Here is a 12,418-nt window from a genome sequence, read left to right on the forward strand (position 1 = left end):
CCGCCTTCGGCGACGGCGGCCGTCATTTCGCCACCCACGACGCGCTGTCGCAGGCGCTGAAGGACGAGCTGCACGCCGGCGTGCGCTGCCTGGTCAAGGGTTCCCGTGGCAGCGCCATGGACACGATTGTCAAAGCGCTGCTGGCGCAAGGAGAGGAATCCCCGCATGTTGTATGAACTGGCTCGATGGTTGCAGCAGTTGGAGAGCCTGTTCGGGCTGTTCAACTACCAGACGTTCCGCGCCATCCTTGCCGCGCTGACGGCCCTGTTCCTGTCGCTGTGGCTTGGCCCGGCGATGATCCGCAAGCTCGCCCAGTTCAAGGGCGGCCAGCCGATCCGCCAGGACGGCCCGCAGACCCATTTCTCCAAGGCCGGCACGCCGACCATGGGCGGTTCGCTGATCCTGCTCACCATCACCCTGTCGGTGCTGATGTGGGCCGACCTGCGCAACCGCTACGTGTGGCTGGTGCTGGCGGTGATGCTGTGCTTCGGCGCCATCGGCTGGTATGACGATTGGATCAAGATCGTCCGCCGTGACCCGAACGGCCTGAAGTCGCGCTGGAAGTACCTGCTGCAGTCGATCTTCGGCCTGGCCGCGGGCCTGTTCCTGTTCTACACGGCCGACGTGCCGGCAGCGCTGACCTTCTACATCCCGATGTTCAAGTCGGTCGCGCTGCCGCTGGCCGGCATCGGCTTCGTGGCCATCGCCTACTTCTGGATCGTCGGCTTCTCCAACGCGGTGAACCTGACCGACGGCCTGGACGGCCTGGCAATCATGCCGACCGTGCTGGTGGCCTGCGCGCTGGGCGTGTTCGCCTATGCCTCGGGCAACGTGGTGTTCGCCAACTACCTGCAGATCCCGCAGATCCCGGGCGCCGGCGAGCTGGTCATCATCTGCGCGGCCATCGCCGGAGCCGGCCTGGGCTTCCTGTGGTTCAACACCTATCCGGCCATGGTCTTCATGGGCGACATCGGCGCGCTGGCGCTGGGTGCGGTGCTGGGCACCATCGCGGTGATCACCCGCCAGGAACTGGTGCTGGTGATCATGGGCGGCGTGTTCGTCATCGAAACCCTGTCGGTGATGATCCAGGTCGCCTCGTTCAAGCTGACCGGCAAGCGCGTGTTCCGCATGGCGCCGATCCACCACCATTTCGAACTGAAGGGCTGGCCGGAGCCGCGCGTGATCGTGCGCTTCTGGATCATCTCCGTCGTGCTCGTGCTGATCGGCCTGGCCACGTTGAAGGTGCGCTGAGATGAACGACCTGTCCCGCCAGGCAACACGCCTTGAAGCCATCGAAGGCAGCTACGACAAGTGGCTGCTGGGCGCGATCATCGCGCTCACCGGCGTGGGCGTGGTGATGGTGGCGTCCAGCTCGATCGCCTTGATGAGCAGCCCGTTCTACTACCTCAACCGCCACCTGATCTTCCTGGCGGTGGGTATCGTGCTGGCGGTCATCGCCGCCCGCACCGAGCTGAAGTCCATCGAGCAGTACAACCAGATGCTGCTGCTGGGCTGCTTCGTGCTGCTGCTGGCGGTGTTCGCGCCGGGCCTGGGCAGCACGGTCAACGGCGCACGCCGCTGGATCAACCTGGGCATCTCCAAGTTCCAGACGGTCGAGGCGGTGAAGGTGCTGTACATCGTCTGGCTGTCCAGCTACCTGGTGCGCTTCCGCGACGAGGTCAATGCGACCTGGCCGGCGATGCTCAAGCCGCTGGGCGTGGCCGGTGCGCTGGTGGTGCTGCTGCTGCTGCAGCCGGACTTTGGTTCTTCGACCCTGCTGCTGGCGATCACCGCCGGCATGCTGGTGCTGGGCGGGGTGAACATGCCGCGCATGTCGATGCCGGTGGTCATCGGCCTGGTCGGCATGAGCGCGCTGGCGATCATCGAGCCGTACCGCATGCGCCGCATCACCTCGTTCCTGGACCCGTGGGCCGACCAGCAGGGCGACGGCTACCAGCTGTCCAACGCGCTGATGGCGGTGGGCCGTGGCGAGTGGACCGGCGTCGGCCTGGGCAATTCGGTGCAGAAGCTCTACTACCTGCCGGAAGCGCATACCGACTTCATCTTCTCGGTCACCGCTGAGGAATTCGGTTTCCTGGGTACCTGCGTGATCGTGGCGCTGTACGCGCTGCTGGTCGGCCGTACCTTCTGGCTGGGCATGCGCTGCGTGGAAATGAAGCGCCACTTCTCCGGCTACATCGCCTTCGGCATCGGCCTGTGGATCAGCATGCAGACCTTCGTTTCGATCGGCGTGAACCTGGGTATCCTGCCGACCAAGGGCCTGACTCTGCCGCTGATCTCCTCCGGCGGCTCGTCGGTGCTGATGACCTGCGTGGCGATGGGCCTGCTGCTGCGCGTGTCCTATGAGCTCAAGCGCGCCGAGCGTCGCCAGGCCGTGCGCATCGGTGGCGCCGAAGAAACGGCTGCCGAGCCGATGGACGCCGCCGCCACGCCGGTGGCCGCCAGCGTGCCGGCGAGCGCCGAGCCGACGGCTGCCGCTGCGGCGAACGCAGCGCGCGGCACCAGCCGCCTGCAGTCGCGCATCGAACCGACCTTCGGGAGGCTGTCATGAGTGCAGCCAACGAGAAGGTGCGCCCGGTGATGATCCTGGCCGGTGGTACCGGCGGTCACATCTTCCCCGGCCTGGCCGTGGCCCGCGTGCTGCGCGAGCGTGGCGTGCCGGTCACCTGGATGGGCGCCGAAGGCGCGATGGAAACCCGCCTGGTGCCGCAGCACGACATCGCCATCGACACGCTGGCGATCACCGGCCTGCGCGGCAAGGGCAAGCTGGCGCTGCTGGCGGCGCCATGGCGGCTGATGCGCGCGCTGCGCGCGGCCGGCATGATCATCCGCAAGCGCCAGCCGCGTGCGGTGGTGGCCTTCGGTGGCTTCGCCTCCGGCCCGGGTGGCATGGCTACGCGCCTGCACCGGATGCCGCTGATCGTGCATGAGCAGAACCGTGCACCGGGCCTGACCAACCGCATCCTGTCGCGCTATGCGCGCCGGCTGCTGACCGGCTTCCCGGGTACCTTCGCCCAGCGCGAGGAGTTCGTCGGCAACCCTGTGCGTGCGGAGATCGCCGCCATTGCGCCGCCGGAACAGCGCTTCGCCGACCGCAACGGCCCGCTGCGCGTGCTGGTGGTGGGCGGCAGCCAGGGTGCGCGCGCACTCAATGCCGGCGTGCCGCAGGCGATTGCCGCGCTGGGTGCCGGCGTGCCGGTCCAGGTGCGCCACCAGAGTGGCGAGAAGATGCATGCCGAGGCGGTCGAGGCGTATGCCAAGGCCGGCGTGCAGGCGGAAATCACCCCGTTCATCGCCGACATGGCCGAGGCCTTCGCCTGGGCCGATCTGGTCGTGTGCCGCTCCGGTGCGTCGACCCTGGCCGAGCTGTGCGCGGCCGGCGTCGGCAGCGTGCTGGTGCCATTCCCCGCTGCCGTCGACGATCACCAGACCCGCAATGCGGAGTACCTGGTCGAGCGCGGCGCGGCGGTGTTGCTGAAGCAGGACGGAACGCTGGCCGACGGCATTGCCGCACTGCTGCGCGATCTGTCCGAAAATCCCGCCCGCCGCATGCAGATGGCGCAAGCCGCGCGTGCCCTGGCCAAGGTCGATGCCGCCGAGCGCATCGCCGATATCATTCTCGAGGAAGCTGTATGAAGAAGGCATGCCACCGCGCCTGCCCTGCGCGAGGCCGCGCATGATCCGTCGCCTGCACGACACCAACGACCTGGTGCGCGCGTTCCCGCGCGTGCATTTCGTCGGCATCGGTGGCACCGGCATGAGTGGCATCGCCGAAGTGATGCTGACGCTGGGCTACGAAGTGTCCGGCTCGGACAACGCCGACAACGTGGCAACCCGCCGCCTGGCCAGCCTGGGAGCGCGCATCATGCGCGGCCACTCGGCAGCCAACGTGCTGGGCACCGACTGCGTGGTGGTCTCCAGTGCCATCCGCGAAGACAACCCGGAACTGATGGAAGCGCGAAGCCAGCGCATTCCGATCATGCCGCGCGCGGCGATGCTGGCCGAGCTGATGCGCTTCCGCCGCGGCATCGCCGTGGCCGGTACCCATGGCAAGACCACCACCACCAGCCTGACCGCAGCGGTGCTGAGCGAAGGTGGCCTGGACCCGACGTTCGTGATCGGTGGCCAGCTGCTGGCTGCCGGTGCCAACGCCAAACTGGGCGGTGGGCAGTGGCTGGTGGCCGAGGCCGACGAAAGCGATGGCAGCTTCCTGCGCCTGAACCCGCTGATGTCGATCATCACGAACATTGACGCCGACCACCTGGAAAACTACGGCAACGACTTTGCCCGCGTGCAGGCGGCGTTCGCCGAATTCCTGCAGCGCCTGCCGTTCTACGGCCTGGCGGTGCTGTGCATCGACGATCCGGAAGTGGCCGCGCTGGCCGCCAGGACCCCGCGCCACGTGATGAGCTACGGCATGAGCCCGCAGGCCGACGTGCGCGCCGAGAACGTGGTGCAGGAAGGATCGCGCATGCGCTTCACCCTGCGCCTGCCGCAGGGCACCAGCCAGGAAGTGGTGCTGGCGCTGCCGGGCAGGCACAACGTACTCAACGCGCTGGCCGCCGCCGCGGTGGGCTGGCAGCTGGGCGTGGCACCGGACGCCATCGCGCGCGCGCTGGAAGGCTTCGCCGGTGTCGGCCGCCGCTTCAATGACCTGGGCGAAGTGACCACCGCCAGCGGTGCCAAGGTGCGCATCATCGACGACTACGGCCATCACCCGAGCGAGCTGGAGGCGGTGTTCGCCGCCGCCCGCGGCGGCTGGGCTGACAAGCGACTGGTGGTGGCCTTCCAGCCGCACCGCTACAGCCGCACCCGTGACCAGTTCGACAAGTTTGCCGCGGTGCTGTCCAGCGTCGACGCGCTGGTGCTGAGCGAGGTCTATCCGGCCGGTGAGGAACCCATTGCCGGTGCCGACTCGCATGCGCTGGCCCGCGCCATCCGCGCGCGTGGCCGCAGCGAGCCGGTGGTGGTGGGCAAGGCCGCCGAGCTGGCCAGCGTGCTGCCGGACGTGCTGCAGGACGGTGACCTGCTGCTGATGATGGGGGCCGGCGATATCGGTGCCGTGGCCGCCCATATCGCGGTGGAAGGCTTCCAGGGGGAGGGCCAGGCGTGAGCGCGCTGACTTTCCCGCCGCTGCGCGTGACCGACCCGGCCGTGTTCGGCCGCGTCGCCGTGCTGCTCGGCGGCAGTTCCAGCGAACGCGAGGTGTCGCTGGATTCGGGCCGCAACGTGCTCGAAGCCCTGCAGTCGCGCGGCGTCGATGCGTTCGCCGTCGATGGCATTCCGGCGCTGGCCAGCGCGCTCGCCGCCGGTGGCATCGACCGCGTGTTCAACATCCTGCATGGCCACAACGGTGGCGGTGAGGACGGCATCGTGCAGGGCCTGATGGACGCCTTCGGCGTGCCGTACACCGGCTCGGACGTGCTGGGTTCGGCGCTGAGCATGGACAAGATCCGCACCAAGCAGGTGTGGCTGTCGCTGGGCCTGCCAACGCCGCAGTACCGGAAGGTCGACGCGTCCACGGTGCATGCACTGGCGGCAGAGCTGGGCCTGCCGGTGGTGGTGAAGCCGGCCAACGAAGGCTCCAGCGTGGGCATCAGCCGGGTCACCGACGAGGCTGGCCTGGACGAGGCCGTGGCCCTGGCCGCGCGCTACGACGGCCAGTTGCTGATGGAACAGATGGTGGTGGGCGATGAGCTGACCGTGGCCATCCTTGGCGACGTTGCCCTGCCGTCGATCCGCATCGTGCCCAAGGGCCAGTGGTACGACTACAACGCCAAGTACATCGCCGAGGACACCCAGTACCTGTGCCCGGGCCTGGACGGTAGCGACGAAGACGAGATCCGCCGCATCGCGCTGGCCGCATTCCGCGCCGCCGGCTGCCGTGGCTGGGGCCGCGTGGACGTGATGCGTGACCGCGCCAGCGGCCGTTTCTTCCTGCTGGAAGTGAACACCGCGCCGGGCATGACCAGCCATTCGCTGGTACCCAAGGCGGCCCGCCAGGCCGGCATCGGTTTCGAGGAACTGGTGTGGCGCGTGCTGGAACAGACCCTGGAGGCCACGCACGCATGAACGCGCTGCTGCGCATCTTCGTCTGGCTGTTGGCACTGTCGGTGGTTGCACTGCCGGTGGTGGCCGTGGTCAATGGCTGGGTCGGCGCCGAGCGCTGGCCGCTGGCGAAGCTGCGCGTGCATGGCGAGTTCAAGCGGGTACCGGCCGAGCAGCTGCAGCAGGTGCTGCTGCCGTACGCGCGCGCCGGGTTCTTCGCGGTCAAGCTGCAGGATGCGCAGGACGCGCTGGAAAAGCTGCCGTGGGTGGAAAGCGCGCAGGTACGCAAGCAGTGGCCGGACGTGCTGGAAGTGACCCTGGTCGAGCACAAGCCGTTCGCACGCTGGGGCAACGACCGCCTGGTCTCCGAGCAGGGCAAGCTGTTCCCCACGCCGAAGAAGCTGTCCGACCTGGAACTGCCGGAGCTGGATGGCCCGGACAGCCAGACCCAGGAAGTGATGAAGCTGTACAGCGACTCGCGTGCCTTGTTCGCACCGGCCGGCGTCGACGTGCGCCGGGTGACGATGGATGCACGCGGCAGCTGGTCGCTGGTACTGAGCAACGGCACCGAAGTGGTGGTCGGCCGTGACGACGCGCGCTCGCGCATGCAGCGCTTCGTCAAGGTGCTGCCGCAGCTCAACCGCCAGGACGCGCCGATCGAGCGCGCCGACCTCCGTTACACCAATGGTTTCACGCTGAGCTGGGGTACCCCGGCCACGCCGGCGAAAACGCCGGCGACCCCGGCCAGAAGCACGCAGGAAAGGACATGAATCGCAAGGGTGACAAATCGCTGATCGTTGGCCTGGACATCGGCACCTCCAAGGTGGTGGCGCTGGTGGGCGAGTATTCGCCGGGCAACCCGATCGAAGTGATCGGCATCGGCTCGCACGAATCGCGCGGGCTGAAGCGTGGCGTGGTGGTGGACATCGAATCGACCGTGCAGTCGATCCAGCGTGCGGTGGAAGAAGCCGAGCTGATGGCCGGCTGCGAGATCCGTTCGGTGTACGCCTCGATCTCCGGCAACCACGTGCAGTGCAAGAACTCGCCGGGCATCGTGCCGATCCGCGACGGTGAAGTGACCTGGGGCGACCTGGATCGCGTGCTCGACGCAGCCAAGGCGGTGGCGATCCCGGCCGACCAGAAGATCCTGCACGCGATTCCGCGCGAGTACGTGCTGGACGATTCGCAGGAGGGCATCCGCAACCCGGTCGGCATGACCGGCGTGCGCCTGGAGGTACATGCGCACCTGGTGGTGTGCGCGCAGTCGGCGGCGGCCAACATCAGCAAGTGCGTGCAGCGCTGCGGCCTGCAGGTGGACGACCTGGTGCTGTCCTCGCTGGCCTCCAGCGTGGCGGTGCTGACCGCCGACGAGCGCGAGCTGGGCGTGGTGCTGGTCGACATGGGCGCCGGTACCACCGACATCGCGGTGTTCGTGCAGGGCGCGATCTGCCACACCGCCTCGCTGCCGATCGCCGGCGACCACGTGACCAACGATATCGCGCACATGCTGCGCACGCCGACCCCGGAAGCCGAGCAGATCAAGGTGCGCTATGCCTGCGCTCTGGCCCAGCTGGCCACGGCCGAGGAGAGCATCCAGGTGCCGTCGGTCGGCGACCGCCCGCCGCGCCGCATGCCGCGCCATTCGCTGGCGCAGGCCGTGCAGGGTCGCTACGAGGAGATCTTCGAGATGGTGCAGGCCGAACTGCGCCGCTCCGGCTTCGAGGAACTGGTGCGCGCCGGCATGGTGCTGACCGGGGGCGCATCGAAGATGGAAGGCGTGGTCGAACTGGCCGAGGAAATGCTGCAGATGCCGGTGCGCGTGGGCATCCCGCAGCACGTCACCGGCCTGGGCGAAGTGGTCGGCAACCCGGTGCACGCCACCGGCGTGGGCCTGCTGCTGATGGGCAGCCAGATCGAGCACCCGCGGCGACCGTCGCTGCCGACCGGGCGCGCTGGAAGCATGTTCAAGAAGCTCAAGACCTGGTTCCGCGGCGAGTTCTGACGCGGAACCCGTAACTCCGGGCCCGGCCCGGCGCAACACCCGCAGTACCCGCATCACAACGCAACAACGCACTACACAACCCACACAGCCGCAACGGCAACATGACACGCGAAGGCAGGAGGCCCGACCGTCCATGCCACCGACAAGCGGATACAACGAGGACACGGACATGGCGCATTTTGAACTGATCGAAAAGATGGCACCCAATGCGGTGATCAAGGTGGTTGGCGTGGGCGGCGGCGGCGGCAATGCCGTGGCGCACATGGTCAACTCGGCGGTGGACGGCGTGGAGTTCATCACCGCCAACACCGACTCGCAGGCCATCAAGAATTGTGGTGCCAAGCTGCAGCTGCAGCTGGGTACCAACGTGACCAAGGGCCTGGGCGCAGGCGCGAACCCGGAAGTCGGCCGCCAGGCCGCGCTGGAAGACCGTGAGCGCATCATGGACGCGCTGCAGGGCGCGGACATGGTGTTCATCACCGCCGGCATGGGCGGCGGCACCGGCACCGGCGCTGCGCCGGTGGTGGCGCAGCTGGCCAAGGAAATGGGCATCCTGACCGTGGCCGTGGTCACCAAGCCGTTCCCGTTCGAAGGCCGTCGCCGCATGCAGGTGGCGCTGAAGGGCATCGAGGAACTGAGCCAGCACTGCGACTCGCTGATCACGATCCCGAACGAGAAGCTGATCACCGTGCTGGGTCGCAACGCGACCATGATCCAGGCCTTCCGCGCCGCCAACGACGTGCTGCAGGGCGCCGTGCAGGGCATCGCCGACCTGATCGTGCGTCCGGGCCTGATCAACGTCGACTTCGCCGACGTGCGCACCGTCATGTCCGAAATGGGCCTGGCGATGATGGGTACCGGCACCGCACGGGGCGATGACCGCGCCCAGGCCGCTGCCGAATCGGCGATCCAGAACCCGCTGCTGGACGATGTGAACCTGGCCGGTGCCAACGGCATCCTGGTCAACATCACCGCCGGCGCCGACTTCACCATGGCCGAGTTCGACGAGATCGGCCGCACCATCGACGGTTTCGCTTCGGAAGACGCCACCGTCGTGGTCGGCACCGTGCTGGACCCGGACATGCAGGACGAAGTGCGCGTGACCGTCGTGGCCACTGGCCTGAACCGCGTCTCGGCCAGCAAGACCCAGCGTCCGGGCGAGCGTGCACCGATCAAGCTGGTCCGCAACGCCACCACCGGCCAGCCGGAGTTCGGCGAGTTCGACAACGGCGGCGACGCCGTGTCCAAGGCCGTGGGCGGCATGGGCCTGGGCCTGCGTCGCGCCAGCAGCGATACCGCGGCGGCGTCGGCCCCGTCGGCCCCGGCGGCTTCGGCCCCGGCAGCGGCGGAACTGCCGAACGACTACCTGGACATCCCGGCCTTCCTGCGCCGCCAGGCGGACTAAGCGGGGCGGCCCGGGGTTGTCCTCCCCGGGTTGCGCCACCATGTCCTGAAAATGCGGGCGCCGGGCCAGGATGGGCCCGGCCGCCCTGCTTCACGCGCTTTCCCAGCGGCGTGCCGGTGTGTCCTGCCGGTGGCTGTCACTGGCGTTTCAGCCAGGGTAGGGGAGTGCGCGTGTTAATCTAATGTGTCACTTCCGGTCCATCCCCATGATCCAGCAACGCACCCTCAAGAACACGATCCGCGCCACCGGCGTTGGCCTGCATAGTGGTGACAAGGTCTACATGACCCTGCGCCCGGCACCGGTCAACCATGGCATCGTGTTCCGCCGCGTGGACCTGGACCCGGTGGTGGAAGTGCCGGCCAAGGCCGAACTGGTCACCGAAGTGACCCTGTGCACCGGCCTGACCTGCAACGACGCCAAGATCCAGACCGTCGAACACCTGATGTCGGCGCTGGCCGGCCTGGGTGTGGACAACATCATCGTCGAGCTGTCCTCGGCCGAGCTGCCGATCATGGACGGTTCGGCCGGCCCGTTCGTGTTCCTGCTGCAGTCGGCAGGCATCGTGGAACAGGATGCGCCCAAGCGCTTCATCCGCGTGCTGAAGACTGTGGAAGTGACCGAGGGCGACAAGGTGGCCCGCTTCACTCCGTACGAGGGTTACAAGCTGGGTTTCACCATCCAGTTCAACCACCCGATGATTCCGGCCAAGCAGTCGCGCCAGGAAATCGAGTTCTCGACGCTGGCCTACACCAAGGAAATCTCCCGCGCGCGCACCTTTGGTTTCATGCGCGACCTGGAGTACATGCGCGAGCGCAACCTGGGTCTGGGCGGTTCGATGGACAACGCCATCGTGCTGGACGAGTTCCGCGTGCTCAACGAAGACGGCTTGCGCTACGCCGACGAATTCGTGCGCCACAAGATCCTTGACGCCATCGGCGACCTCTATCTGGCCGGTGGCCAGGTGTTGGGTGCCTACGAAGGCTTCAAGTCCGGCCACGCGCTCAACAACAAGCTGGTGCGGGCCCTGATGGCCGATGCCAGTGCCTGGGAATGGGTCAGCTTCGACTCGCCGGCCACCCCGGATCCGGTGGAATACGCCACTCCGGCGTACGCCTGATTCCATAGGTTGTTGAATTTAAAGATAAGAACGCCGCCTTCCTGGGCGGCGTTCTTGTTTCCTCCGTCGCCGACGCATTCAGCGTGCTTGAAAGACGTCAAGGCTGGTTCAAGGTCACGGTTTTGTGAACCTGTTGGATCAGAAGCCTGAATTTAACGCAGTTTTAACAACAATCTAACGACAGGCCCCCGGATGGCCGCTAGGATGCGACCCGGCCCCCGAAATGTTTCACGCCGTGGTGACACGCGCGACGGGGAGCGGAGCCGGATGCTCCGTTGTCGTCAGGACCGCTTCTTCGGCTTCGAAGGAACGTCCTGCAGGCAAGCCAAGGCGTCGCGTAGCCCTTTGTGCGTGGCGGCTGAAACTGCGTGGGGTCCATTCCGGTTGTCGAGCGCTGGGGAGCGCGTGGGAGTGGGAGACGCAGTCTTGATGGTCACCCTGGTGGCCTTCAGCCCGATGGAACGGGCCGCGTCGAGCAGCTGGGCTTCGGCAAGCCGCAACTTGGCATGCCAGACCGGGGACTCGACGAGAAAAACGAGGTGTTCCCCGTCCACATTGGCCAGCCGGCAACGGCTGCGCAGAGGTGGCGGCAACTGGGGGCGCAACTGACGGTCCAGCGCGTCGAGCCACAGGGCACGCCGCAGCGGGTTCCCGCTTTTGTCCGCCATTACCGCATCCAGCGCCGGTTTCGGTGCCGACGCGGGGCGAACGCTGGATTTCGGCTCAGACATGAAAACTCACTGATGGCATTCAAAAAGATCGTAATCAAAACGCGTGAAGGACAGGCCAAATCGTCGCCGATCACGCGTTTGCGGTTCTATTTCGAGGACCGCCCCCGCGCCCTGCTGGGCAGCGTGCTCGGGGTAGGCTGCATTATCGGCCTTGCTGGCGGCATTGGCGCCAGCGCGCTGAATGATTCCCGGCTGCAGGCCAAGGTCGAGCGCCAGGATGCGGAGCTGGCCAAGGTCAAGCGCGATGCGCAGACCCAGGTCAATGCGCTGGCGGCTCGCCTCGGCGAGCTGCAGGCCCAGGCGACCCGCCTCAACGCCCTCGGCGAACGGCTGACCCAGATGGGCAAGCTGGAGGACGGCGAGTTCGACTTCAACGAGACCCCCGGCCTCGGTGACGGTGACGCAGGCGGCCCGACCAGCGACATCCCGGTCAAGGACGTCAACGCCGACTTACAGGTGCTGGAGCAGCGCTTCGCTGCTTCAGGCCGCCAGCTGTCGGTGATGGAATCGCTGATGTTCGACCACCAGCTGCAGCAGAACGCCGTGCCGTCGCGCATGCCGATCCGCAACAGCTACGTGACCTCCGGCTTCGGCACCCGTGCCGACCCGTTCGGCCGCGGCGCCGCCACCCACAAGGGCATGGACTTCCACGCAAAGGTCGGTGACCCGGTGATGGCCGTGGCCGAGGGCGTGGTCAGCTTCGCCGGCGTGAAGGGCGGCTACGGAAATGTCGTCGATGTCGACCATGGCAATGGCTATGTCACCCGCTACGCGCACAATTCGCGCCTGGTGGTGAAGGCCGGCGACCTGGTCCGTGCCGGCCAGGAAGTGGCCAAGGCCGGTTCCACCGGCCGTTCGACCGGTGCCCACGTGCACTTCGAGGTGTGGGAGAACGGCAACGTGGTCAACCCGCGCAAGTTCCTCGGCGACGGCGGCAACACGCCGGTCGGCCGCGTCAGCCGCGGCTGATGCGCGGGTCGGATCCCTTCCGCGCTGCGGAAGGGCTCTGACCCGATGTGGTTGATCTGGTAGTGCCGGCCGCTGGCCGGCAACCTCATGGATTTCGGCAGCATCGCGGATTGCCGGCCAGCGGC

Annotated in this window: 10 protein-coding genes and 2 pseudogenes; 11 read left to right on the forward strand and 1 reads right to left on the reverse strand. The window is 67.3% G+C overall.

What is annotated here, in order from left to right; translation table 11 throughout:
* The 10 genes and pseudogenes from ABGA94_RS14100 to lpxC form a co-directional block, all read left to right on the forward strand.
* A pseudogene (locus ABGA94_RS14100) lies at positions 1-176 on the forward strand (UDP-N-acetylmuramoylalanyl-D-glutamyl-2, 6-diaminopimelate--D-alanyl-D-alanine ligase); the annotation flags it as partial.
* Positions 166-1,251: a phospho-N-acetylmuramoyl-pentapeptide-transferase gene (gene mraY / locus ABGA94_RS14105; RefSeq protein ID WP_005415291.1), complete on the forward strand. Its 1,086-nt coding sequence runs from the start codon at positions 166-168 to the stop codon at positions 1,249-1,251. The pseudogene ABGA94_RS14100 and the gene mraY, both read left to right, overlap by 11 nt.
* Before the next feature lies 1 nt (position 1,252).
* On the forward strand, positions 1,253-2,572 hold the full coding sequence (ftsW, locus tag ABGA94_RS14110; RefSeq protein WP_005415292.1) for a putative lipid II flippase FtsW: 1,320 nt from the start codon (positions 1,253-1,255) through the stop codon (positions 2,570-2,572).
* Complete coding sequence (gene murG, locus ABGA94_RS14115; protein WP_111128375.1) at positions 2,569-3,657, forward strand: undecaprenyldiphospho-muramoylpentapeptide beta-N-acetylglucosaminyltransferase; 1,089 nt, start codon at positions 2,569-2,571, stop codon at positions 3,655-3,657. Before ftsW ends, murG begins: the two co-directional genes overlap by 4 nt.
* 40 nt (positions 3,658-3,697) lie before the next feature.
* On the forward strand, positions 3,698-5,134 hold the full coding sequence (murC, locus tag ABGA94_RS14120; protein ID WP_005415294.1) for a UDP-N-acetylmuramate--L-alanine ligase: 1,437 nt from the start codon (positions 3,698-3,700) through the stop codon (positions 5,132-5,134).
* The gene (locus tag ABGA94_RS14125; protein ID WP_005415295.1) at positions 5,131-6,093 is read left to right on the forward strand and encodes a D-alanine--D-alanine ligase; all 963 of its coding nucleotides are present in this window, start codon (positions 5,131-5,133) and stop codon (positions 6,091-6,093) included. The genes murC and ABGA94_RS14125 overlap by 4 nt, the downstream gene beginning before the upstream one ends.
* Positions 6,090-6,767, forward strand: a pseudogene (locus ABGA94_RS14130) (cell division protein FtsQ/DivIB); the annotation flags it as partial. The gene ABGA94_RS14125 and the pseudogene ABGA94_RS14130, both read left to right, overlap by 4 nt.
* A 68-nt stretch (positions 6,768-6,835) precedes the next feature.
* On the forward strand, positions 6,836-8,071 hold the full coding sequence (gene ftsA, locus ABGA94_RS14135; RefSeq protein WP_005408083.1) for a cell division protein FtsA: 1,236 nt from the start codon (positions 6,836-6,838) through the stop codon (positions 8,069-8,071).
* 169 nt (positions 8,072-8,240) lie between these two features.
* The gene (gene ftsZ / locus ABGA94_RS14140; RefSeq protein ID WP_005415297.1) at positions 8,241-9,476 is read left to right on the forward strand and encodes a cell division protein FtsZ; all 1,236 of its coding nucleotides are present in this window, start codon (positions 8,241-8,243) and stop codon (positions 9,474-9,476) included.
* 205 nt (positions 9,477-9,681) lie between these two features.
* Positions 9,682-10,593, forward strand: coding sequence for a UDP-3-O-acyl-N-acetylglucosamine deacetylase (gene lpxC / locus ABGA94_RS14145; RefSeq protein WP_005415298.1), 912 nt, complete (start codon positions 9,682-9,684; stop codon positions 10,591-10,593).
* 281 nt (positions 10,594-10,874) lie between these two features.
* Here lpxC and ABGA94_RS14150 read toward each other — a convergent pair whose 3' ends face one another.
* Positions 10,875-11,324 (reverse strand): DUF721 domain-containing protein, encoded by a 450-nt coding sequence (locus tag ABGA94_RS14150; protein ID WP_049413132.1) that lies wholly within the window; start codon positions 11,322-11,324, stop codon positions 10,875-10,877.
* Between the two features lie 12 nt (positions 11,325-11,336).
* Between ABGA94_RS14150 and ABGA94_RS14155 the strand changes: the two genes are divergently transcribed.
* The gene (locus ABGA94_RS14155) at positions 11,337-12,293 is read left to right on the forward strand and encodes a M23 family metallopeptidase (protein WP_053498833.1); all 957 of its coding nucleotides are present in this window, start codon (positions 11,337-11,339) and stop codon (positions 12,291-12,293) included.
* The last annotated feature ends 125 nt before the right edge of the window (positions 12,294-12,418 follow it).

It is taken from the genome of Stenotrophomonas sp. 3diitr2024, assembly GCF_042136455.1.
GTDB lineage: Bacteria > Pseudomonadota > Gammaproteobacteria > Xanthomonadales > Xanthomonadaceae > Stenotrophomonas > Stenotrophomonas sepilia.

Bases quoted from the DNA above. Each gene is read 5' to 3' on its own strand.
- mraY (WP_005415291.1), top strand. From the start codon at position 166: ATGTTGTATGAACTGGCTCGATGGTTGCAGCAGTTGGAGAGCCTGTTC.
- ftsW (WP_005415292.1), top strand. From the start codon at position 1,253: ATGAACGACCTGTCCCGCCAGGCAACACGCCTTGAAGCCATCGAAGGC.
- murG (WP_111128375.1), top strand. From the start codon at position 2,569: ATGAGTGCAGCCAACGAGAAGGTGCGCCCGGTGATGATCCTGGCCGGT.
- murC (WP_005415294.1), top strand. From the start codon at position 3,698: ATGATCCGTCGCCTGCACGACACCAACGACCTGGTGCGCGCGTTCCCG.
- ftsA (WP_005408083.1), top strand. From the start codon at position 6,836: ATGAATCGCAAGGGTGACAAATCGCTGATCGTTGGCCTGGACATCGGC.
- ftsZ (WP_005415297.1), top strand. From the start codon at position 8,241: ATGGCGCATTTTGAACTGATCGAAAAGATGGCACCCAATGCGGTGATC.
- lpxC (WP_005415298.1), top strand. From the start codon at position 9,682: ATGATCCAGCAACGCACCCTCAAGAACACGATCCGCGCCACCGGCGTT.
- ABGA94_RS14150 (WP_049413132.1), bottom strand. From the start codon at position 11,324: ATGTCTGAGCCGAAATCCAGCGTTCGCCCCGCGTCGGCACCGAAACCG.
- ABGA94_RS14155 (WP_053498833.1), top strand. From the start codon at position 11,337: ATGGCATTCAAAAAGATCGTAATCAAAACGCGTGAAGGACAGGCCAAA.